Source organism: Bartonella sp. CL63NXGY, from assembly GCF_042194905.1.
Taxonomy (GTDB): domain Bacteria; phylum Pseudomonadota; class Alphaproteobacteria; order Rhizobiales; family Rhizobiaceae; genus Bartonella.
Map to the genome: position 1 here is coordinate 44,335 of NZ_JBHINK010000010.1, position 24,027 is coordinate 68,361.

At 36.6% G+C, this 24,027-nt stretch carries 16 protein-coding genes and 2 tRNA genes; 12 read left to right on the forward strand and 6 right to left on the reverse strand.

Annotated features, from left to right (window positions below):
• Positions 1 to 43 precede the first annotated feature (43 nt).
• Positions 44 to 1,474 (reverse strand): glutamate--tRNA ligase, encoded by a 1,431-nt coding sequence (gene gltX / locus ACFIK0_RS06395; RefSeq protein ID WP_375663669.1) that lies wholly within the window; start codon positions 1,472 to 1,474, stop codon positions 44 to 46.
• 111 nt (positions 1,475 to 1,585) lie between these two features.
• On the opposite strand from gltX (ACFIK0_RS06395), the gene ACFIK0_RS06400 reads away from it, so the two are divergent.
• From ACFIK0_RS06400 to gltX (ACFIK0_RS06430), 7 genes are all read left to right on the forward strand, one after another.
• On the forward strand, positions 1,586 to 3,844 hold the full coding sequence (locus ACFIK0_RS06400; protein WP_375663670.1) for a ComEC/Rec2 family competence protein: 2,259 nt from the start codon (positions 1,586 to 1,588) through the stop codon (positions 3,842 to 3,844).
• Positions 3,845 to 4,326: 482 nt separating this feature from the next.
• Positions 4,327 to 5,031 (forward strand): ribose-5-phosphate isomerase RpiA, encoded by a 705-nt coding sequence (gene rpiA / locus ACFIK0_RS06405; RefSeq protein WP_273790684.1) that lies wholly within the window; start codon positions 4,327 to 4,329, stop codon positions 5,029 to 5,031.
• A 107-nt stretch (positions 5,032 to 5,138) separates the two neighbouring features.
• Positions 5,139 to 5,708: a DUF2059 domain-containing protein gene (locus tag ACFIK0_RS06410; RefSeq protein WP_273790685.1), complete on the forward strand. Its 570-nt coding sequence runs from the start codon at positions 5,139 to 5,141 to the stop codon at positions 5,706 to 5,708.
• A gap of 203 nt (positions 5,709 to 5,911) precedes the next feature.
• Positions 5,912 to 7,303, forward strand: coding sequence for a glutathione-disulfide reductase (gor, locus tag ACFIK0_RS06415; RefSeq protein ID WP_273790686.1), 1,392 nt, complete (start codon positions 5,912 to 5,914; stop codon positions 7,301 to 7,303).
• Between the two features lie 68 nt (positions 7,304 to 7,371).
• On the forward strand, positions 7,372 to 8,751 hold the full coding sequence (locus tag ACFIK0_RS06420) for a class II 3-deoxy-7-phosphoheptulonate synthase (protein WP_273790687.1): 1,380 nt from the start codon (positions 7,372 to 7,374) through the stop codon (positions 8,749 to 8,751).
• 124 nt (positions 8,752 to 8,875) lie between these two features.
• Positions 8,876 to 10,537 carry an NAD+ synthase gene (locus ACFIK0_RS06425; RefSeq protein ID WP_375663671.1) on the forward strand — a complete coding sequence of 554 codons (1,662 nt, stop codon included), beginning with the start codon at positions 8,876 to 8,878 and terminating at the stop codon, positions 10,535 to 10,537.
• Positions 10,538 to 10,547: 10 nt separating this feature from the next.
• Complete coding sequence (gene gltX / locus ACFIK0_RS06430; RefSeq protein WP_273790689.1) at positions 10,548 to 11,921, forward strand: glutamate--tRNA ligase; 1,374 nt, start codon at positions 10,548 to 10,550, stop codon at positions 11,919 to 11,921.
• A gap of 59 nt (positions 11,922 to 11,980) precedes the next feature.
• On the opposite strand, the gene ACFIK0_RS06435 is transcribed toward gltX (ACFIK0_RS06430), so the two are convergent.
• Positions 11,981 to 13,384 (reverse strand): DEAD/DEAH box helicase, encoded by a 1,404-nt coding sequence (locus ACFIK0_RS06435; protein WP_273790690.1) that lies wholly within the window; start codon positions 13,382 to 13,384, stop codon positions 11,981 to 11,983.
• 145 nt (positions 13,385 to 13,529) lie between these two features.
• A complete protein-coding gene (locus ACFIK0_RS06440; RefSeq protein ID WP_273790691.1) occupies positions 13,530 to 14,303 on the reverse strand; it encodes an NAD kinase in 774 nt (257 codons plus the stop codon).
• A 263-nt stretch (positions 14,304 to 14,566) separates the two neighbouring features.
• Here ACFIK0_RS06440 and ACFIK0_RS06445 point away from each other — a divergent pair.
• From ACFIK0_RS06445 to ACFIK0_RS06460, 4 genes are all read left to right on the forward strand, one after another.
• Positions 14,567 to 14,643 (forward strand) — tRNA-Arg (locus ACFIK0_RS06445).
• Between the two features lie 535 nt (positions 14,644 to 15,178).
• The gene (locus ACFIK0_RS06450) at positions 15,179 to 15,328 is read left to right on the forward strand and encodes a YbfB/YjiJ family MFS transporter (RefSeq protein ID WP_375654511.1); all 150 of its coding nucleotides are present in this window, start codon (positions 15,179 to 15,181) and stop codon (positions 15,326 to 15,328) included.
• A gap of 46 nt (positions 15,329 to 15,374) precedes the next feature.
• Entirely contained in the window at positions 15,375 to 15,602 is a 228-nt protein-coding gene (locus tag ACFIK0_RS06455; protein WP_375654512.1) for a YbfB/YjiJ family MFS transporter, read from the forward strand.
• Positions 15,603 to 17,363: 1,761 nt separating this feature from the next.
• Positions 17,364 to 17,492 (forward strand): hypothetical protein, encoded by a 129-nt coding sequence (locus tag ACFIK0_RS06460; RefSeq protein WP_375645321.1) that lies wholly within the window; start codon positions 17,364 to 17,366, stop codon positions 17,490 to 17,492.
• 622 nt (positions 17,493 to 18,114) lie between these two features.
• Here ACFIK0_RS06460 and ACFIK0_RS06465 read toward each other — a convergent pair.
• Positions 18,115 to 19,683 carry a TerC family protein gene (locus ACFIK0_RS06465; RefSeq protein WP_273790694.1) on the reverse strand — a complete coding sequence of 523 codons (1,569 nt, stop codon included), beginning with the start codon at positions 19,681 to 19,683 and terminating at the stop codon, positions 18,115 to 18,117.
• Between the two features lie 437 nt (positions 19,684 to 20,120).
• On the opposite strand from ACFIK0_RS06465, the gene ACFIK0_RS06470 reads away from it, so the two are divergent.
• Positions 20,121 to 20,196 (forward strand) — tRNA-Lys (locus ACFIK0_RS06470).
• 1,093 nt (positions 20,197 to 21,289) lie between these two features.
• Here ACFIK0_RS06470 and ACFIK0_RS06475 read toward each other — a convergent pair.
• Entirely contained in the window at positions 21,290 to 22,243 is a 954-nt protein-coding gene (locus ACFIK0_RS06475; protein WP_273790695.1) for a YbhN family protein, read from the reverse strand.
• Positions 22,244 to 22,258: 15 nt separating this feature from the next.
• The gene (gene ybaL / locus ACFIK0_RS06480) at positions 22,259 to 24,010 is read right to left on the reverse strand and encodes a YbaL family putative K(+) efflux transporter (protein ID WP_375631222.1); all 1,752 of its coding nucleotides are present in this window, start codon (positions 24,008 to 24,010) and stop codon (positions 22,259 to 22,261) included.
• Positions 24,011 to 24,027 lie beyond the last annotated feature (17 nt).

Here is a 24,027-nt window from a genome sequence, read left to right on the forward strand (position 1 = left end):
TATCTGTATAGATCCTTATTTGAGGAAATATACTCAGTGCACATCATGGGCATATTGTTGTGATAAGTTGGTCCTTGATGCGATGAAGGGATTCATCGCGTCCTAATAAAATAAGAATATCCAAAACACCTGGTGATGTTGCACATCCTGTAAGAGCTGCGCGAAGTGGTTGGGCGATAGATCCAAATTTGAGATTCTGTGTTTGGACAAAAGAGCGAAGTGTTTCATCTAGAGTTTTTGTATCCCAAGAGGGGCACGCTTTCAGAGCAAGATAAAGATCGTTTAAAATGGTTCGTCCATTTTTATCTAAGAGCATTTGAGCTTTTTCATCAAGTTGTAAAGGTCGTTGCGTAAAAATGAAGGAGGCATTGTCAATCAGTTCGCACAGTGTTTTTGAACGTTCTTTCAAATGCGGGATTGCTTTTAAAAATTGAACACGGCGTTTTTCATCAAGTTTTTCAATAATTTGTGCTCCCCTATCGGTTTCTGGTAGAATATTAAGAGCGGCATCAAAAAGTTCTTGATCATTACTCATACGCATATAGTGTCCGTTGATGGAATCGAGCTTTTTGAGATCAAAACGAGCAGCACCTTTGTTAATATCCTCAATATCAAACCAAGAAATCATATCTTTAAGTGACATCAGTTCGTCATCACCATGACTCCAACCTAAACGGACAAGGTAATTGCGCAAAGCAGCAGGAAGATATCCCATTGTTCGGTAGGCATCAACACCGAGCGCACCATGTCGCTTTGATAATTTTGCACCGTTTTCACCATGGATAAGAGGAATATGGGCCATAACAGGAATGTCCCATCCCATTGCTTTAAAGATAATCGTTTGTCGGGCTGCGTTGGTAAGATGATCGTCACCACGTATAATATGTGTGATGCCCATATCATGATCATCAACGACAACAGCATGCATATAGGTAGGCGAACCATCAGAACGCAAAATAATGAAGTCATCGAGATCTTTATTAGGAAAACGGACATCACCTTGAACACGATCATGTACAATCGTTTCTCCATCTTGAGGGGCTTTGATGCGAATAACAGGCTTAACACCTTTAGGAGCTTCAGAACTATCACGGTCGCGCCAACGTCCATCATAACGTGGTGGGCGCCCTTCTGAACGGGCTTTTTCACGCATTTCAGCTAACTCCTCAGGTGAAGCATAACAATAATATGCTTTGCCATTCTTGACCAACTGTTCAGCGATTTGGCGGTGACGTTCTGCTCGTTCGAATTGCGAAATAGGGGCGCCATCATAACTAAGACCCATCCAGTGCAAGCCATCTATAATGGCTTTTACAGCTGCTTCTGTTGAACGCTCTCGGTCTGTATCTTCAATTCGTAAAAGCATTTTTCCACCGGTATGTTTTGCATAAAGCCAATTAAAAAGAGCAGTACGAGCACCACCAATATGAAGGAAGCCAGTGGGTGAAGGGGCAAAACGAGTAATAACAGACACGAATATTTTCCTTTAAACTAAGATATTACTTATGGAATTTTATAGAAAAGTCATGTTAGCATAAGTGATGGGGCGTGCAATAGCCGTATTGCGAGTTAAAGTGGGGGACTGATGTTTTATAAAAGTAAAGAGGGTTTATCCGAAAAATCTGTTACAGAAGGAAAAAAGCCATGTCAGATAGGGCAGAGTGTTTTTTCTAGATATGATGATGCAAAGAACGGTAGCTATAACCAACAAAAACTTTTTTTATTGACACTCTTAAAAGAAGTAATCATTTTTTTTCGCAAATGGTTAGAAGATTGTATCAATAAAGAAGTTTCTTTTGGTATCCTTTTTTCGCTGATTTTAGTCTTTTTTGCCCTAGGAATCATTTTCTATTTTCATTTAGAGTGGGAACCAAGTTGGGGACAATTGGGGGCGTTGGTCAGTATTTTTCTGGGAATATTCTATGTTGCACGTTTTTATCGAAAAATATGGATTCCCGTGGGGTTTCTGTTTTGTATTATATTGGGTGCTTTAGCGGCAAAAATAGAAACATGGCGTATTGCAACACCCATGCTAAGCAGTGACATTGTCACTACATTGACGGGAAGAATTGTTTCTATTGAGTCAGGTGCCAAAGGAGGATTTCGTTTAGTTTTGGAGATTTTGAATACAGAAAATCCTGTATTACGCCATAGTCTTCATCGTGTTCGTTTATCGGCAAGATATTTGCCATCTGGCTTAGCGATTGGTGATGGACTGCATGGAAAAGTTAAGATTCGTGCATTCTCTGGGCCTGTGCGTCCAGGAGGCTACGATTTTAGTTTTCATAATTATTTTAAAAGAATTGGAGCACAAGGCGTTTATTTAGAAAAACCAAGAAAAATATTCGTTTCGCAGCCTGATGGAATATTCGCTATCATTCTACAGAAAATTGAAAATTTACGCACGAAGATGACACAAAGAATCCATATAGCCCTTGAAGGAGAAAAGGGGAGTGTTGCAGCTGCCCTCATAACAGGGCAGCGTGCTGGTATTTCAAATGAGACAAATGAAGCATTACGTACAGCTGGATTAGCTCATATTTTATCAATATCAGGTTTACATATGGCGTTGTTAAGCGGCATAGTTCTTTTGAGTATCCGTAGTTTTTTAGCATTTTTTCCAGTTTTTTCTTCCTATTATTCCAGTAAAAAATTTGCTGCTATCGTTGCTTTTATGATAACAGCTTTTTATTTGTTATTGTCGGGCTTAGCAATATCAGCGCAAAGAAGTTTTGTGATGATTGCTGTTATGTTGGTTGCTATATTGTGTAATCGCTCTGCTATAACAATGCGTAATTTTTCCATTGCAGGGTTGATAACTCTAGCGATGACACCCCATGAAATATTAGGTCCTAGCTTTCAAATGTCCTTTTCTGCGACTGCTGCTTTGATCGCTTTTTTTGATTGGTGGAGTGGAAGATCATTTTTTCGTAAAAGAAAAACAACACCCTCTTATGTTGGAGGAGGAGTGATAAATTTTGTTTTCTCATCGATGCTTTCAACATGTGCTTCTTCCTTTGTTGCAGGGAGTGCAAGTGGAATTTATGCTGCTTATCATTTTTCTAATATGGCATCTTTGAGCATTATTAGTAATGCTTTTGCTTTGCCTGTCATCTCAATTTTTGTCATTCCCTTTGGATTAATCGCAGTTCTTGCAATGTTAGGAGGATTCGAATGGCTTCCTCTTCAAATTATGGGTTTTGGAGTTGATCTTGTAATAAAGATTGCACATGCTATCAAGGCTATTTCTCCTGATTTGAATCCTGGTTTTATGCCGTTATCAGCGTTAGTTTTATTGAGTATAGGCTTGGTTGGACTGACTTTTTTCAAAACACCCATCCGACTCTTTTTTAGTTTGTTTATTTTGACAGGTATTTCTATTTGTGTAATGCATTCACCTGTACAACTGATTATAGCAGATAATATGCGTCTCGTGGGCGTTATCCATGATAAAAAATTATATATCGATCGTTACCATATTTCTAAGTTCACGACATCCATATGGAAAAAGTCATTTCGTGTGAATGAAACGATTAAACCAACAAAATATGGTCCTTCGTTGCACGGACAATTTATTTGTGATTATCATGTATGTACATCTTTATTGAATAATGGATTAAAAGTGATCGTTTTACAGAGAGAAACAGATCAATGTGTAGAGGCAGATATTCTCATTCAGACATTTGTGATGCATAATCCAACTTGTTACAAGAAGGCAAAAATAATATTTATGCCTCAACAATTGTTATCACGAGGAAGCGTTATGATGACCAAAGGTGGAGATATTATTTGGTCTTCTCTAGGGTTTCATAGACCATGGAATATGCACAGACAGCATTCATAAAAACATATAATCGGTCATATTTTGCTTCACATTTGGATAATGACAAAACAAAAAATAACAGAAGACTTTTCTCATAATATTTTACGGTATTTAGATTGGTAATGTTATCAACGTCATTGAAACGAGATAATAATCTACAGTTTTCTAGAAATAGATGATTTTTTATATCTGATCATTTTAATTTTTTCAAAAAAATTGATATGTGCATCTTTGTGCATCCTATTGATAGCACAAGATAAATCAAAAATTCTTATTGAATGAAAAAAATGCTAACAAATCTTCTCAAAGAAATAAAAAAGATAATTGTTGATTATTCTATTTTATTCTTATCATATATTTCTATAACGGGTAACATCTCTTCAAGCAAAAGATGATGGTAAATTTAAATAGATTGCGTCAAGAGGTTATCTTTTATTATCATTATTATCGGTGGTAATAGGGGTGATAAATGCTGCTTATACGGATAGAAGGCAAAGTCATTCATGAATGTTCAGCAGTTAAAAAAAATGGCAGCTATTAAAGCGCTTGAGTTTGTTGAAGATGGTATGCGGCTTGGTATCGGATCTGGTTCGACAGTCAATGAATTTATTCGTCTTCTAGGTGAGCGTGTTGCGGATGGTTTGCGTGTGACTGGTGTTGCTACTTCAAGATATTCTGAACAACTCTGTCATAAGTTTGGAGTGCCTGTTAGCACTTTAGAACAAATACCTGAGCTGGACCTTGATATTGACGGAGCAGATGAAATTGGTCCTGAGATGATGCTCATTAAAGGGGGAGGGGGAGCATTGTTGTATGAAAAAATTGTAGCATCGGCATCTCGTGCAATGCTTGTCATTGCGGATGAAACAAAGGTGGTAAAAAGACTTGGTGCTTTTGCACTACCAATTGAAGTTAATCCATTTGGTATCCACACAACATGCAGAGCCATTGAAAAAGTCGCTGATGATTTAGGGCTTTCTGGGAAAATTTCATTGCGAATGAATGGAAAAGATCCTTTTGAAACAGATGGTGGCCATTTTATTCTTGATGCATTTTGGGGCTGCATTTTGCAACCAAAACCATTATCGGATGCACTTCTTGCTATTCCTGGTGTTGTTGAGCATGGCCTTTTTTTGGGGTTGGCTTCACGTGCAATTGTCGCTATGGCTGATGGTCAAATAAAAGTTTTAGAACCGTTTGATTTTTAGAAAAGGCATTTACATGATGATATGTTAGCACAGTAAATAAAGGGTCTTAAAGATTTTAGGTAGAATAACGAATTAAAATTATAATTAGCTATCGGGGTAATCATTAAATGAAAATAATATTTTCTTTTCAGCGTTTTGTCGTATATTTTGGTGTAATTGCTATTTTTTTTGTAAATGTTGGAACGGTTTATGCACAAGGTGTGAGTGATCAACATTTGGATTCAGCGCGAAAGGCAATCAGAGCTATTCATGCAACGGATCAATTTGATAGTTTTTTACCAAATGCGGTCCATGATTTCAAAAATGAACTGATCAGCGATGATCCGAATTTAGCAACAGCTATTTCTGATATTGTTGATAAGCAGGCGCTTGCTTTAATTAAAAGGCGCTCTGATCTAGAAAAAGAGATTGCTCATGTATATGCAAAATATTTTACTCAAAAAGAGCTTGATGCGATAACAACATTTTATAATTCTGATACCGGTAAAAAGTTTTTGACAGAAGTCCCCAATATTGCACGTGATTCTTATTCAGCATTTGATATATGGCGTACTGCTCTTATGCGGGATCTTGTAGAAAATGTGAAAAAAGAGATGTCTGAAACACTTAATTTGAATAATTCTACTATGCCTACAAATATGCCAATAAAATCAGAATCTTCAGAAAATAAAAAATAGCTTGATCGATATCATGACAACAATGGGCAATTTCTGATTTTTTTTATAGCGGCGGTTTTCCCGCCGTTTTTAATATTTTAATGAGAGTAGGTCTTTTTAGAATACTGCTTTATAAAAAATGCTTCTTCAAAAGAAAAAAAGACTTTCATTTGATAATAAAAGACCTTAGCCTACTCTTGCAGCTATATAAGAAGGAATAATTCGTGGGCTCTTTTGATTTTGATTTATTTGTTATTGGAAGTGGTTCTGGTGGAGTGCGTGCAGCACGGCTTGCTGGAGGTCTTGGCAAGCGGGTCGCTATAGCAGAGGAATATCGTATAGGGGGCACTTGTGTTATTCGTGGTTGCGTTCCCAAAAAACTTTATGTTTATGCATCACAATATGTAAAAGAATTTAAGAAAAGTGTTGGTTTTGGGTGGGAATATGCGGATCCAATTTTTAGCTGGGAAAAGTTGGTTGCAGCTAAAAATAAAGAAATATCAAGGTTAGAAGGGCTGTATCGTAAGGGATTAGAAAATAACAATGTGCATATTTATGAAAGTCGTGCTACTTTTATAGATGATCACACATTAGAGCTTTCTGCCACGGGTGAGCGGGTAAGTGCAGAAAAAATTTTGATTGCAACGGGAGCAAAATTTGCACAAAATACTCCCATAGAAGGTGGTGAATTTTGCCTTACTTCTAATGAGATTTTTGACCTTGATCAACTCCCAAAATCAATAGTCATTGTTGGTGGAGGGTATATTGGTGTTGAATTTGCTAATATTTTTCATGAATTAGGTGTAAAAACAACACTCCTCCATCGGAGTGATTTAATCCTTCGTAATTTTGATCATGATTTGCGGCAATTGCTCAGCGATGCAATGATTGAAAAAGGGATTTCTATTCTCTACGGAATAACAATTTCTAAAGTGCAGGCTGCAGAAAATTGTTATGAAGTTGTTTTATCAAATGGGAAAATAATCAGTGCCGATCAGATTATGTTGGCTACGGGGCGTGTACCAAATACAACGGGTTTAAGACTTGATAGGGCAGGTGTTCAAGTGGATGAATTTGGTGCAGTTGTTGTTGATGAGAAAATGACAACAAATATCCCCCATATTTGGGCTGTTGGTGATGTAACAGGTCATATTCAATTAACACCTGTTGCGATTCATGATGCAATGTGTTTTGTTAAGACAGCATTTGAGAATATTCCCACAACACCTGATTATGATTTAATTACAACAGCAGTTTTTTCACAGCCAGAGATTGGAACGGTGGGTCTTTCAGAAGAAGAGGCGGTAAAGCGTTATAAGCGTCTTGAAATTTATCGTACAGTTTTTCGTCCTATGCGTAATGTTCTTTCTGGTAGTTCAGAGAAAATGCTTATGAAACTCATTGTTGATGGTGAAAGCCGTATTGTTGTGGGCGCTCATATTTTAGGGGAAAATGCTGGTGAGATGGCACAGCTTATAGGGATATCTCTCAAGGGTAAGCTGACGAAGGATATCTTTGACGAGACGATGGCAGTGCATCCAACGATGGCAGAAGAATTGGTAACAATGTATAAACCAAGTTATATATATGAAAATGGGAAGAAAATAGAAAGTTAAACAGCATATATTATGGTAAAAAGTTTTTGATATGCTAATCTTTAAGCTTAATCTTTAGAGAGAGTGTAATGATAAAAGAATGGGCGCCTGACACTTGGAGAACAAGGCCAATTAAACAAGTTCCGACTTATCCGGATAAGTCTATGTTAGAAGATGTTGAGCGAAAACTGAGAAGCTATCCTCCTTTAGTTTTTGCCGGTGAAGCACGTGATTTAAAAAATGAATTAGCAGCCGTTGCGAAAGGCCAAGCTTTTTTATTACAAGGTGGTGATTGTGCCGAAAGCTTTGCAGAACATGAAGCTGATAATATCCGTGATTTTTTTCGCGTATTTTTGCAAATGGCGATTGTTTTAACCTTTGGTAGTTCTAAACCGGTTGTTAAGATTGGTCGTATTGCTGGTCAATTTGCAAAGCCTCGCTCTTCTGATATAGAAAGAAAAGAGGGGGTTGAATTTCCTGCTTATCGTGGGGATATTATTAATGGCATTGAATTTGAAGCCGGTTCTCGTATTCCAGATCCGCAACGGATGTCTATGGCTTATCGCCAATCTGCGGCAACACTTAATCTATTGCGTGCTTTTTCACAAGGTGGCTATGCTAATTTAGAAAATGTTCACACATGGATGTTGAGTTTTGTTTCTAACAGTCCGCAGGGGGAACGTTATGAATTATTGGCAGAGCGTATTTCTGAAGCAATTGATTTTATGCGTTCTATAGGGATTACATCCAAAACACATTCTTCATTGCGTGAAACATCTTTTTATACCAGTCATGAAGCACTGTTGCTTGGTTATGAAGAGGCTTTGACTCGGATTGATTCAACTTCAGGAAATTGGTATGCAACATCTGGTCATATGCTATGGATTGGTGACCGTACGCGTCAGATTGACCATGCTCACGTTGAATATTGTCGCGGCATTAAAAATCCTATAGGATTAAAATGTGGTCCTTCCATTGAGTCTGATGAGCTTTTAAAATTAATTGATATTTTAAATCCTGAAAACGAGTTGGGGCGGCTTACTCTCATTACGCGCTTTGGTTATGATAAAGTTGAACGTTATCTGCCTAAACTCATCCGTGCCGTTGAACGCGAGAAGCGTGCGGTTATATGGTCATGTGATCCAATGCATGGCAATACAATTACTGCCAATGGTTATAAGACGCGTCCCTTTGATTATGTTTTAAAAGAAGTAGAGAATTTTTTTGCAGTGCATCGTGGAGAAGGAACTTATCCAGGGGGCATTCATATTGAGATGACAGGTCGTGATGTTACTGAATGTACAGGAGGGGCGCATGCCATTTCTGTGGACGATCTATCTGATCGTTATCATACGCAATGTGATCCTCGGCTAAATGCAGATCAAGCGTTAGAATTGGCTTTTCTTGTTGCTGAACTCCTTAAAAAAAATCGTGCGACTGACTCGTTAGCAATTGCTGCTGAGGGGTAGGCAAAAATTTACTTAATATTTTTTTTAGGTCATTATGGCAGAAGAGAATTTTTAAAAAAGTGATATTTCCGATGATGAGGAATAAAGTTGTGGTTGCTAAACTGATGAAATGATACAAAGGCTTATGAAAAATGATTTTCGGGTATCAATTGCCCAATTAAATCCTATTGTCGGTGATATTGAGGGGAATTTTTCTTTAGCTGTCATGGCGCATCAAAAGGCCAAAGAAGAGGGGGCTGATCTTGTTTTATTCACGGAACTTTTTATAAGCGCTTATCCGCCGGAAGATCTTGTTCTAAAACCTGCTTTTACAAAAACATGTGAAGAGACTGTTGAGAAATTAGCAAAGATAACCGTAGGCGGACCAGGAATTGTCATTGGTCTTCCATTAAGGCGCAATGGTAATATTTACAACGCTGTCATGGTTCTTGATGAAGGGAGAGTCATAGCCGAAAGTTTGAAGTTTGATTTACCTAATTATGCTGAATTTGATGAAAAGCGTTTATTTTCTTCAGGTCCACGTCCTCAGCCTATTGTCTATCATGGAATCAAATTAGGAATAGTCATTTGTGAGGATCTTTGGAATGATTCCTCTCTGAGTACAGAGCTTAAAGATAAAGGAGCGGAAATTATTCTTGTCCTTAACGGATCTCCCTACTATCGTAATAAAACTTTAAAACGTATAGATGTTATTCATACGCAAGCTCTACAATCTGGAGTGCCAATTATCTACGCTAATCAAGTAGGTGGTCAAGATGAGCTCGTTTTTGATGGTGGGTCTTTTGCCTTGAATGGACAAGGCAAAAAGATATTTCAAATGAAACACTTTGATAGCCATATTGCTTTAAGCCATTGGCAAAAAACAACGACGGGATGGCACTGTATTTCAGGTCCTAATGAAAGTCTTCTCAATGGATTAGCGGCTGATTATCAAGCTTGTGTTTTGGGGTTGAAAGATTACGTTAATAAAAACGGCTTTAAGGATGTTATTCTTGGTCTTTCAGGAGGAATTGATTCAGCCCTGTGTACGGCAATGGCGGTGGATGCTCTTGGTGCTGAGAGGGTTCGCACCATTATGATGCCCTATCATTATACTTCGCAAGAATCATTAAAAGATGCTAAAGAATGTGCTGATCTTTTGGGATGTCGTTATGAAATCATACCGATTGAGCAAGCTGTTGAAGCTTTTCTTGAAACAATGGCACCTGTTTTTTCAGGGTTACCCTCTGACGTCACAGAGGAAAATCTTCAAAGTCGTATACGCGGTACAGTTTTAATGGCTCTTTCAAATAAATTCGGTTCAATGGTGGTAACGACAGGCAATAAGTCAGAAATGGCTGTGGGATATGCAACACTGTATGGGGATATGAATGGCGGGTTTAATCCTCTTAAAGATATTTATAAAATGCAGGTTTATGCATTAGCTGAGTGGCGCAATAAAAATCACTTGCACAATTTAAGAGGACCAGAAGGGATTGTCATTCCATCCAATATTATAGAAAAAGCGCCTTCTGCAGAGCTGCGAGAAAATCAAAAAGATGAAGATTCTCTTCCGCCTTATCCTATTCTAGATGATATCTTACAATCTCTTGTAGAAAATGACATGAGTATTTGTGATATTGTTAAACGTGGACATTCACGAGAAACTGTTGCGAAAGTTGAACAGCTTCTTTATGGTGCCGAATATAAAAGGCGTCAATCTGCGCCTGGTGTAAAAATCAGTTACAAAAATTTCGGACGCGATCGTCGCTATCCCATAGTCAATCATTTTCGCGATAAAAATTGAGTATTATTTTATGGTTAAAGTTCGTTTTGCTCCCTCTCCAACAGGTTATATTCATATTGGCAATATCCGTATTGCGCTTTTCAACTGGCTTTATGCGCAAGCGTATAAGGGAGAATTTATTTTACGCTATGATGATACAGATATTGAACGTTCTAAACAAGAATATATCGATGCTATTGCTGTTGACCTTGAATGGCTTGGTATTCAACCAGATGCAATTTATTACCAATCCAAGCGATTTAATCGATATGATGAAGTGGCAGAAATTCTCAAACAACGTGGTCTTCTTTATCCTTGTTATGAGACAACAGAGGAATTAGAGCGGCGTCGTAAAATCCAGCTTTCACGCAAATTGCCTCCTGTTTATGACCGTGCAGCATTGAAGTTGACAACAGAAGAGAGAAAAAACTTTGAATCACAAGGTCGTAAACCCCATTGGCGTTTTCTTCTTCCTAATTTTGAAAGTGATCCTTTACACACAAAGCGAACAGAAGTTTGCTGGAATGATGCAATAAAGGGAAAGCAGACGATTGATTTAGCTTCTCTTTCAGATCCTGTTCTTATTCGTGAAGATGGAACCTATCTTTATACATTGCCGTCTATTGTTGATGATGTAGATATGGCTATTACGCATATTATTCGTGGGGATGATCATATTACAAATACAGGCGCTCAAATTGCTCTTTTTAAAGCTCTTAATGCAGAATTACCGGTTTTTGCTCATACCAATTTATTGGCGACAGTTTTAGGAAAAGGATTTTCAAAACGTAATAATGATCTTTCTATTCGTTCTCTACGGGAAGAAGGATTTGAATCTATAGCTGTTCAATGCCTTGCCGTTTTGATTGGGACATCGCAAAATGTGCATCCCTATCCCAATCAAGCTGCGCTTTTAGAGCATTTTAATCTCCAAGATACGTCAAGATCCGTTGCAAAATTTGATATTGCTGATCTTCTTGCTTTGAATAGTCATCTTGTCCATGAGTTAACCTATGAGGAAGTAAAAATGCGCCTTAAAAAACTTTCTATTGAGGGAGATAAGGCGGAATATTTCTGGAACGCGATAAGAAGCAATATTAATAAAGTCAATGATGCTGTTTTTTGGTGGAAAATCATTCATGATGAACAGAATTTTGATACAGTAGCACTAGAGGATCGTGCTTTTGTGCACCAATCACTCGATTTCTTACCTGAAGGTGCTTTGAATGAGGAAAGTTGGAAAATTTGGACAACAGCATTAAAAGAAAAAACAGGTCGAAAAGGAAAAGCTTTATTTATGCCATTACGTCAGGCACTTACGGGCATGGATCATGGACCTGAAATGGGAAAAATTTTGCAGCTTTTAGGGCGTGAAAAGGTAACGGAAAGGCTCTCTAGGAAATAAGAGCGGATTTTTTAAAAGTATTTCGTTCATTTCACTCTTAAAGAGAGTAAAGAACGGGTTTATTTACACGTTTTTATAAGCATGAAAGCAGGAATATCATCACCAAATCCAATGGGTGTGTAATTCTTATTTTTTCGTGAGCGTTGTTGCTCAGATGGCTTCTCCTTATTATTTGCATTTTTGATATATTCTGTTTTATTCTCTTCTACAGATTTTTTAGTGTGAACAACAGGCTCTTTTGGAGCAGTTTTCTTTGATGGTTTTGAAGATTTTTTCTTTACAACAATATCTTCTGTTTGATCATCAGCTATTAAAGTTGAGAGATCTCCATTGAGCCATTCAATTTTTTCATTACTCATTTCTTCGATGGCATTGATATATTTTTGATCAGCTTTTGTGACAATTGTAAAAGCTTTTCCGCTGCGATTTGCACGCCCTGTACGACCAATTCGATGGATATAGTCTTCAGCATGTGTAGGAACATCATAGTTAAATACATGACTTACAGCTGGAATATCGAGTCCACGGGCAGCAACATCAGAAGCAACAAGAAGTGTAAGTTTATTATTTTTAAAATCAGCTAGGGTGTTCATGCGCGAATATTGGTCCATATCTCCATGAAGTGCCCCTACATTAAAGTTATGTTTGATGAGCGATCTAAAAAGTTCAGAGATATCTCTCTTTCGATTACAGAAAATGATTGCATTTTGAAGCTCTGCACCTTCATTTTGGATAAGCTCTCGTAAAACCGCTCTTTTATCCCATGATTTATTTCCAGATTTGACAAGCCGCTGTGTAATTGTGGTTGCAGTTGAGGATGCTTTTGTAACTTCAACAGATACAGGAGAATGTAAAAATTGTTTCGTTAGTTTTGTAATTTCTGGCGCCATTGTTGCAGAAAAGAACAAAGTTTGACGCGTAAAAGGAGTTAGCTTACAGATGCGTTCAATATCAGGAATAAAGCCCATATCCAACATGCGATCAGCTTCATCAATCACAAGGATTTCAACGCCCATCAGGAGCAGTTTACCGCGCTCGCAATGATCAAGAAGGCGCCCTGGTGTTGCTATAAGAACATCAGCTCCCCGTTCAAGTTTGCGATCTTGGAGTTCAAAAGAAACTCCACCAATCAAAAGAGCAACATTTAAACGATGATTTATTCCGTATTTATCGAAATTTTCTTCAACTTGAGCTGCAATTTCTCTTGTTGGTTCTAAGATGAGCGTACGGGGCATTCGTGCTCTTGCACGACCTTTTTCAAGGAGAGTGAGCATAGGCAATACGAAAGAGGCAGTTTTACCTGTTCCCGTTTGGGCGATTCCTAAAACGTCTTTTCTTTGAAGGACATGCGGAATTGTTTCGCTTTGAATAGGTGTTGGAGCTGTATACCCCGCTGATTTCACCGCATTAATAACCTTTGCGGAAAGACCTAAATCATCAAAACTGTTTAAAGATGGTATCATTTTTTTATCAACTGCTCTGTGATTTTAACTGCGTTATCTAAATGATAATTATAACCAATATTCTACACTCTTTAAAAGTGTTAAGATGTTTTTACAAAAAATTAACTATAACAATCATATACACATAAAACGCATAATACAATCATTAATAGCGAAATTGTTCTGATAAAATGCGCTCATCCCATGAATGATTTGAGTCAAAAAGGATTGAAGCTGTTACTTCTGTTGCCATTGAAATAGTAACTGAATGGACAGATTTAACTTCAATATTATCTGCAGCAGCATTTACAGGGCGTTTGTCAGGTTCAAGCATATCAAAGCGCACTGTTACTGTATTGGGAAGCAAAGCTCCATGCCAACGCCGAGGGCGAAAAGGGCTAACAGGAGTGAGGGCCATAAGGGGAGCCATAAGAGGTAAGATAGGTCCTTGTGCTGATAAATTATAGGCGGTTGATCCAGCTGGTGTAGCGACGAGGACACCATCACAACTTAATTGTTCCATGCGTACGTTGTTATCAATGGTGATGCGAATTTTTGCGGCTTGATAAGATTGCCGAAAGAGGGATACTTCATTAATTGCAAGCGCCTCGATAGAATCTTGACATTCAGATTTTGCAATCATGCGCAGGGGATGGATTTCTTTTTTATGTGCGGCAGCAATACGATTGGGCAATTTTTTTTCATGAAATTCATTCATAAGAAATCCTACAGAACCTTGATTCATGCCATAAATAGGTTTGCCTGTGTTCATGACGTCTCGTACGGTTTGTAACATTGTCCCATCACCACCGATTGCAACAACAATATCAGTTTCTTCCAGAGAAGAATGACCATAAACGGAAATTAATTTATGGGTAGCTTTGATAGCCTCCTCAGTTTCTGCGGAAATAAAATGAAAGCGACTTGGTAATGTAGCCATTTAAAAATTATCCTGATACTTATAATTTATGTTGTAACTTATTTATGAGAGTTTTGAAGTTGTAATAAAAGCTCTTTTTATAATAAAAAGAGCATTGAATAAAGAGAAGTTATTTCAAGGTAAAGTATCATTAAAAAGTAAAAGGAGTGCGTCGTTAGATAAATCACAAACAAGTAATTTTTTTATTAGAATGATAATTTAGCATTGAAGCTAAGAGTATGATTAGTTAAAAGACCATAACTGATTTTAATAATCAGTGTGAAGCACCCGTAGCTCAGCTGGATAGAGCGCTGCCCTCCGAAGGCAGAGGTCACAGATTCGAATTCTGTCGGGTGCACCAAATTTTTCAACTTCATATTATCCTAAATAACAATATTACCTAAAAAGAAGCCAATTTCCTCTTTTATGAAAATAGTTATTTGAGTTGTTTATTAAGTTTTTTAGCGAATAAGCAAATGATTTTAAGAGAAGCAAAATTTACGGCTGCGTATATAATTCTTCGGTTAGTCATTTTGAATATCGAGATAAAAAACAAGATTATCTAAATATGCTTTCAATTTAACTATAAACATTTATAACATAAAAATACATATTAATTCAATATGTTATTGTACAACTGCTCTGGCGATGTTGATAGTAGATCGCTAAATATATTGTTTTGAGCATTAAAATAGATAGCTAAATTTTCTTTTATTCTATTTTGGGAGCTAAAGGCTGTTATGGTGAGATGGAACGCAGATGAGGAATATCACCAGTTAAAGGAACAATAAGGAGGAAAAACAACCTTCAAGATTTGAATTGTTTCAAAATGCTGTATTCGGTATGGTTTTGATATGGGTATTTGGTGATTTCTCTATACACCAATATTGCCAGTTATGTTGGATGAGGGATTGTTTACCTTTAATCAACGTTCTTATATACCAAGCGCTAATTATGATGGTTATTTAGTTGGGAGTATGTTCTTTACGTTTGGCAGAATTTGGAATATATTCCTTGCTCCTCGTATGCTATCTTATACAGTATAGTAATGAGTGCACTTAATTATTTCCATGGCGTTAATACTTAGTTCTTTTGATCCGTTTTGCTGCTGGTGTTGCGAGTGTAGCAATGATGGTTTTGGGTTCTATTATAGTCATACAGCATAGCCATATGGGCTGGGTTATTGCTTCGCTTTATGCAGGTGTAGGAGTTGGTATTCTACTACTAGGTAATGAATATGTTATTATTAGTTTGAACAGAGCACTTGATTCAACAAACATTTGGTTTGGAGTTGGCTTAATGTCTGTTCAAAACTTTTAAAAACATATAGGCTTAATTATAACAACTATATTAAGAAACACCTCCGTTATTTTTTCCATTACAAATGAAACCGCTCCTGTTAATAAGAAAAACCATCCAAAATATGAATTGACCAATCAAAAGGATTTCGTGACTGGCATTATATCGCATTCGTACTTTAAGAGATTTTGGTGATGTAAAAAAGGCGATCTAGATGCTTTTATTGAAATTGAAAGCAACCTCTCTCATGATGGCAATTGCTGGGTTGCTGATAATGCTTGTGTTGTAAAATCTGGTCGTGTTTATGAAAATACAAGGGGCTATGGCAATACTGCCATTGGGGGCTATGTCTATGGCAATACCCTTATATGTGATAAAACCTATGTGTATTTTGGTGCTCATGTTTATGACAATGCTCATCTTTTTTATAACGGTTGAGTTTATCATTATGCGTGGGTTTATGGGAATGAAAAATTATCCGGTATTGTACGTATTTATAGCAATGCCGCGGTTTATGATCATGCGGTTGTTTAGGCAAGGTTTAGGGCAATGCTAGTGTGGGGTGTCATACTAAGGTCTACGGCTCTGTTTATGGCAATGCCAAGATCTCCTGATTATATCGTGATTAGAGGTAATGTATATGGCAATGCAAGACTTGTTGTGATGATAGTATCTCCATAATGTCTGCCTATCATTTACTAACTTTTTAGTAAGTGGTGCTTTAAAATTGACTTGTCTTTAAATCCTTTTATGTGCCCTTAATGAATTAAAACCTATCTTATGATAGTTTCAAATGATTATTTTTTTAAGGTTTAGCTCAAAAAAAGAGTAAACCCCATACCATTCTTTAAACGCATGCAATTTATGTTTATCGATAATTTCAAACGATTACGTTTTTAACAATACGATTTGTGTGTGATAAAAACGTATCATAAAATTTATGAACTGTTATGAATGATAGCTGCTTTTCACTTCATTTGAATGTTTACATGCGTTATAACATTTGCATCATGATTTGCTTTTTGTGGTCTATTCATACATGGTAATTGTTTATAAAAAATGGTCAATTAAATCACGTATAAAAGTGTAGATTTTAAATGGGATTTATATAAAATAATTGCACAAAACCTATTGACTTTGTTGTGTTTTTTTATGAATAAGATTCCATCTCGTTTAGACGTTGCAAAAGAAATCACCAAAGACCTTATTGATAAGATTCTTCTCTTACACGGCGTTATCACTTTTGTTTGCAAAAATCTGCTTCGCTTTTGACTTTTGATATGGATACAACCTCTTTTGAGGTAGAGCAAAGAAATTTTTCATCATGGAGAGTACAACAGTGCTCTTCAAAAATCTTGATTGGTCTGTTGAAAAATTAAAGAGGTAGATAATTATTCAGCACGTTACCAACTACCAGATTGTGAAGTACAAATTCTTTATAATGACGCAATTATCAAAGGTTATCCGCAATTTGATTTTGGAGTTTCGATTACGACTGGTATTTTAGCTGCTGCCTGCGTGGTAATTGATCCCTATCAATTCTCAGCACTTACAAGATCTACAGCTTGATTTTGATAAAAAGGGGTGGAGAGTTTGTGAAGAAGAAATATAATGCAGATTGGTTGGAATTAAGCTTGATTATGTTTTGAAATAGGCGATAGAAAAAATTGATCTTCATAAATGCTTTTATTCCAGATATGGAGCACCACCTTGGCGATAGAGTGAAGTTGGAGGCACATAAAGGTTATCAAGGTATATGATGCAGATTATAGCTTACTTCATATTTGTGCACTGTCTTTATTGGGTGATGTTGCAACCTTACAATCTTATTATCAAAGTTTCAGTGCAGAGGATCATTTAGGCTTTGATGAAAATACCCAACAGATTCATCTGAACGTGCATTGGCTTTAGTCAAAGAAGTGGTGAAATCTAAGCAGCTCAGCTACGCTTTAATTAAAAAGTAGCAAAAATATGAGCTATCTAGAAGAAAAACAAAGTTCTTAATAAGGGCCTTTCCAGAGAGGTTGAGTCTCATTCTTGGAAGGAAAAAAATAGCTAAATTTATCGAAACAAAAGATAAGGAATAGCTCCTTAAGAAATATCAAGAAGATCTAAAAAGATTATAGGAGCCAGAGTCTGGTTTAAAGATGCCATCATCAGTTGAGTGAACTCAACAATGGTGGAGTTTTATCCATTGGCGGAAATCTGATGTTTGAAAGAGGCTTTCTTGATATAAAGGTAATATTGTAATAAATAATTATTATAAATCAATATGTTGTATATATTCATTGTTTTTTAGATTAATGACCATTGACAAATAATTTTGCACCATTTTTTCTCTTCCAGCTTTTCGTCAATCATCAATGAAAATTTTTTATAATGGAAAGTTCATTGATATATAACTTTTGTATGTCATTATTTTACGCTTAAAAAAATATAAAAATAATGAAATGCAATTGAGTTATCAACTGCTTATTCTTTTCAATTTTTAATCATAAAAAAATCTTTTTATTCATTTTGCTGATAAAAAGAATTAGTTTTTTTCTGGTGATACAAGTGGAGAAATAAGGATTTTAGATATGTTTCGGCGTTCCATTTCAATCACTTTAAAGTGTAAACCATCAGTTTCAAAGCTTTCTCCCTCATTTGGTAAATGACCAAACTGCCAAAGCATAAAGCCTGCCAGAGTCGTATAACGATCTGCTTCATCCACAAGGTTACGCCCAAGATAACCACTTAAACGGCGGATATCAGCATATCCCTCAACAAGAAGACTGCCATTTTCAAGTTGTTCTGCGATCATGAGTTCTTCATCGTCATCAGGAAAGTCTCCTGCAATAGCTTCAAGAATATCGGTTGGTGTTGCAATTCCTTCAAAAGATCCATGCTCATCAACAATAATTGCAAGCTGAATCGAAGAATGACGTAATTGCTCCATCAATCGTAAAACACTTGTGTTTTCATGAACAACGAGGGGTTCTCGCATAGCTTTTTTCCAATTAATCTTTTTCCCCTCAGCCAAATTCAAAAGAAGATCTTTTGTCAACGCAACGCCAACAAATTCATCCACTTTTTCACGCGCAAGAATTAAGCGGCTATGTTTAACCTTTTGTAATTCTTCACGCATTTCATTTTCATCAGCATTTAAATCTAACCATTCAATTTCATTACGCGGCGACATGATAGAGCGAACAGGGCGATCAGCTAAATCGAGAACACCACGAATCATCTCCTTTTCTTCTGGTCTAAACAACTCAGATGCTGCGGCCTGTTCAGCAATAACATCTACAGTCTCAGCAAGGTGACTATCTTTGCTTCCTCCTCCTAAGAGCCTCAAAACAGCATCAGCTGTTCTACTGCGTAGATCATTCGTTTTAATCATTTTTTCACGGTTACGACGTCCAATTTGATTAAAAACTTCGATGAGAACAGAAAAACCAATAGCAGCATACAAATACCCTTTTGGAATATGAAAACCAAATCCTTCAACAATGAGAGTAAAACCAATCATCATCAAAAAACCAAGACAAAGGATTACAATGGTGGGATGACGATTAATAAAACGCATAAGAGCACCAGATCCGCACATCATTACTCCCATAGCAGCTATGACTGCGATATACATAACTGCTGCCTGCTCTTTTGCAATCATACCTGTTGCGGTAATAATACTGTCTAGTGAAAAAACGGCATCCAGCACCACGACTTGGACGATTACTTGCCAAAAAACAGCATAACCAAGGCCTGTTTTTCTTTCATGTGATACCCCTTCTAACCTTTCATGTAATTCTAGCGTTCCCTTTGCTAGCAAAAAGGCTCCACCACCGATTAAAATAAAGCTATGCCAACTAAATACAAAAGATGAAAGTGAAAGAATGACCCTATCGAGTCTCATAACCCATCCAATAACTGTAAGAAGGAAAAGCCGCATAATTAATGCTAAAGTAAGACCTATAAAGCGTGCGCGGTCACGCAAATGCAGTGGCAATTTTTCAGCTAAAATTGCAATAAAGATAAGGTTATCTATTCCTAAAACAATTTCGAGAAAAACCAGCGTGATCAAACCAAACCACGCATGGGGATCAGTGATCCATTCCATCATTCCTTACCTTTTATAAGCTTAAAAGCGCGCGATTGACAAAAAAAATTCATAGGCTTTTATTCGTATATTGGATCATGAACATTGTATGTAAGAAAACTTATATTCAAAGAAAAAAACAACACAATATTGCTTGAATGCATGTGATTGCTGATAAAACAAAATGATGCCCCATCCCGCTTACAACCACAAGAAGGTCCCTCTAAATTTTGCTCGGGCATTATGCTCGATAATCCTCTAACTATAGGTTCTGTGTAACAATCAGAACATTTATTTATAAAGCTTCTTATAATGGGTTTATTTTTATATAAGATCAAGTGGTGAATATCATATTTTTAACCTTACAGACAATGAGTTTATATAACAAACAACAAAATATCTGGACATCCATCCTTAGGAGCGTTATAGAAACGCTCATTCTCGTCTTTTGAGAAGCTTATGGGTGATTAGCTCAGTCGGTAGAGCAGCTGACTCTTAATCAGCGGGTCGTGGGTTCGATCCCCTCATCACCCACCATTCTATTTTATACCGTAAATAACTCATTGATTGCGTAAATTTTTTTTAAGATACGAGTTTCTAAATAAAATTGGGCAGTAGGATTTCCCCATATCTGTTTGTTTAAAAGTGAAGATTGTTGATATAGCTTAGTCATCGGTTTTTGTACTTTTTAGGGGACACAAAAAACTTCCAAAGGACATTTAAAGATCTTTTAATGCGTATTGTTTCTTTTTTTAAAGTCGCAATTGGTAAGGAGAAGCTTCTTACCGACAATTATCTTATTTAAAGGGGTATAAAAATCAACAGTTTTCACTTCTTTTAATATAAATTGATTAAATTTTTTTTGGATTTTTAGCATATTGTTTAAAGACAGAAGAAACTTTGCACTTTAGTTGTATTAGCAGCGTGGATATTTTTTGATAACTCTCCCGCTTAAACAAAAAACTTCTGTAATAATCATCAGTATTCTAAGAGGGTAAATCAAGATAAAATAAAGTATTTAGCGGACATAACAGGAATAAAATTAGATCAGTTTAATTGTTTAAAACTAGTACCTGTTAAACGAAAGACAATAGGCTTTAATGAGGCTTCAAGTTTAAAAATATTAAACTATGAAGTTATGCTATGCTGTCTTTCCGTTAGCTTAACCTCTAAAAATATAAATATTAAGAAAGCCGCTCAGAATCATTATAATATATTGATTTATAATGATTAATTATTCTTTTTTTAAACTTTACTATCATAAACTTCTTTTGTTTCAATCCCTCTTATAATGAATCAATTAAAATTATTATTTTTGCATTATAAATGGGATTAACGTGCGGATAAAGACTATTGAAGAAAAGCATAAAAATGATTCTTATTAACGTTCTTAGACGCCAAAAATTATCACAACATTGGGAAAATAGTATAATGGTGCAGGCTTACTCTTTTATTAAGTATAAAGATGATGTTGCAACAATGACTTTATTATTATACCATTCACGGGTATTGTTGTGTAATGGGGAAGAGCACTGAGAGAGTTTTCTTAAAAAAAATATGTAAATTGGTAACACGATGGTGTCCTGTTCTTATATAGGCACACAAAAAGAAGTAATTGATAACCTTTTATTTATTCAGGTGGTGTCTTGGGGGCTCTTTTCCAATATTGTTGCGCTTCAAAAATGGCGACCACAAATAATGAAATGATGAGCGGTATAATCAAATAAAACATTCTAAAGACAATAAGTGCTGCAATAACATCGGTTGGATTTATATTGGGCATGCCTGTGATGAAGAGAGCTTCAAGAACTCCTACTCCTCCTGCTGGAGCATTAGAGAGAAGAGTTATCGTAAAAGATGCTAGGAAAACACCAAGAACAGAGATAAAATGAATATCTGCGTTGTGTGGGAGAACAGCATATATAATTCCTGCTGCTCCTAAAAGTTCTAGAGGGCTAATGAGAAGCTGTTGAATAACAATTTTCAGCCGTGGATAGGAAAGTTGAATTTTCTTACCCAAGCGTAAGGGTTTTAACTGAAGCCAGCTGCCAAACGTATAAAGTGCTATACAGCTGAGTAAAATTGCTCCAGCTGCTGTTCCTAGCCATTCAGGAAGTTCTTTATGAATGAGGGTGATAATTTCGGGTTGCAGCACCAAAACGATTCCCAAAAGTAAGATTGTACCGATTACAAAAGTAAAAGAGCAAAAACCTACTAATATTGCGATTTCTGTTCCGTTTAACCCTTTCATTTTATAGGCGCGATAGCGTACAACGGCACCAGAAAAAACTGAAGCACCGATATTGTGTGAAAGAGCATAGGTTGTAAATGAACATATAGCGATAAAAATCCAAGAAATTTTATGGCCTAGATGTTGCAAGGCAATTCGATCATATCCAGCAAGAGCAGCATAAGCTAGGAGAGAACATAAACAGGCTAATAACCAGTGCTGTGCATTTAAATTGCTCAAGCGCTCCAATACATCCCCAAATGAAATGGCAGAGAGCTTCATGTAAAGAATTCGAATAGATACCAGCATTGCTAAGATACCAATCAATGGCCATATAAATTGCTTTATTTTCACGATTCTGTATCCATTTTATGTTTTCTGTAAATTTTCATGATTGAGCATATTCCTTACAGATCTTCGTTCTGTTATATACTCTATAATGCCATTGGCAATTTCTTCATCATCTGTTACTACAACATCAGCACCTAAATCAATGAGATATGTTGTTTCTGTGTCGGATAATGCATGTGTGATTATTTGGATATCTTTCTTCATATCACGGATATTCACGATACATTCTCCTACTTCAATGGTACTTCGCATTGTAATAACAACTTTATGTGCATTATTTATATTTGCTGCGTTCATTATTTCTTGTTGAATGATATTGCCGCAAATAGCCTCAAAGCCATCTGCAATCGCTTTATCAGAGAGGCGTTTTGATTCTTCTACGATCACTATAGGTTCACCTCTATTTATTAAAGATAATGCAACACACTTACCGATACGACCATAGCCAATAATTACGATATGGTTATTTTTTAAGGTCATTGGTAAAAAATCTTGGTCAGGATCTTGTGGATCAATATCAATAATTGTTTGGGTATTTTGTGAAGATGCAGAATTTTTTTCTAAACGTTTTTTAATTTTATTACAGGCAATGAAAACAAGAGGATTAAGCAAAATAGAAAAAATTGCTCCTCCAAGAATTAAATCATGAGCGTCATTGTTTAAAAGTCCTAAGCTTAAACTTAAACCAGCGAGGATAAAGGAAAATTCTCCGATTTGGGCAAGGCTTGCAGAAATAGTCAAAGCTGTTGCATTAGAATAGCGAAAAGCCTTAACGATGAAAAAGGCAACAGCAGATTTTCCGATTACGATAATGAATAAGGTTGCTAAGAGAGGGAAAAAATGAGTTAAGAGTTTTTCGGGGTCAAATAACATGCCTACAGAAACAAAAAAGAGAACAGAAAAAGCATCGCGCAGTGGTAAAGATTCTTCCGCGGCACGGTGGCTTAATTCTGATTCGCTCATGACCATACCAGCAAAAAAAGCACCAAGAGAAAGGGAAACACCAAATAAATGAGCAGCTCCGAAAGCTACTCCTAATGCAATAGCAAAGACGCTAAGACGAAATAATTCACGTGATCCCGATTGTGCGCTCATTTTTAAAAGCCATGGGATAACGCGTCGCCCAATGACGAGCATAAGTGCAATAAATACAATTACTTTCAGGATGGTGAGACCAAAAATACCCCAAATACTTAAATCCAACCATTGAACAAGAGGATCCAACGCTTCTTTTTTGGTATTGCTGAGAGCACTTGCCAAGGAAGGGATGAGGACAAGTATAAGGACCATTGCTAAATCCTCAATAATCAACCATCCAACGGCAATGCGTCCTTTTTCTGTTTCAATAAGATGACGCTCTTGCAAAGCACGTAGCAGGATAACAGTACTTGCTATGGATAAAGCAAGACCGAAGATCAAACTACCACTGAAGCCCCATCCCATAATCAGACCAAGGCACAAACCTAGAAAAGTAGAAAATGCCATTTGTGCAATAGCAGCAGGGACAGCAATAGCTTTGACAGATAAAAGGTCTTTTAATGAAAAGTGGAGCCCAACACCAAACATCAGCAAAATAATACCAATTTCAGCAAGTTGATTAATGATGACGGAATCTATTTTAAATCCGCCTGTATTGGGTCCCACAATAACACCAGCTAATAAATAGCCTACAAGTGGTGAAATACGTAAACGGCTCGCAATCATTCCCAAGAGAAATGCTAAACATAAGCCTGCAACAATAGTTGTGATAAGTGGTGTGTCGTGGAGCATGGATTATTTACTATTCT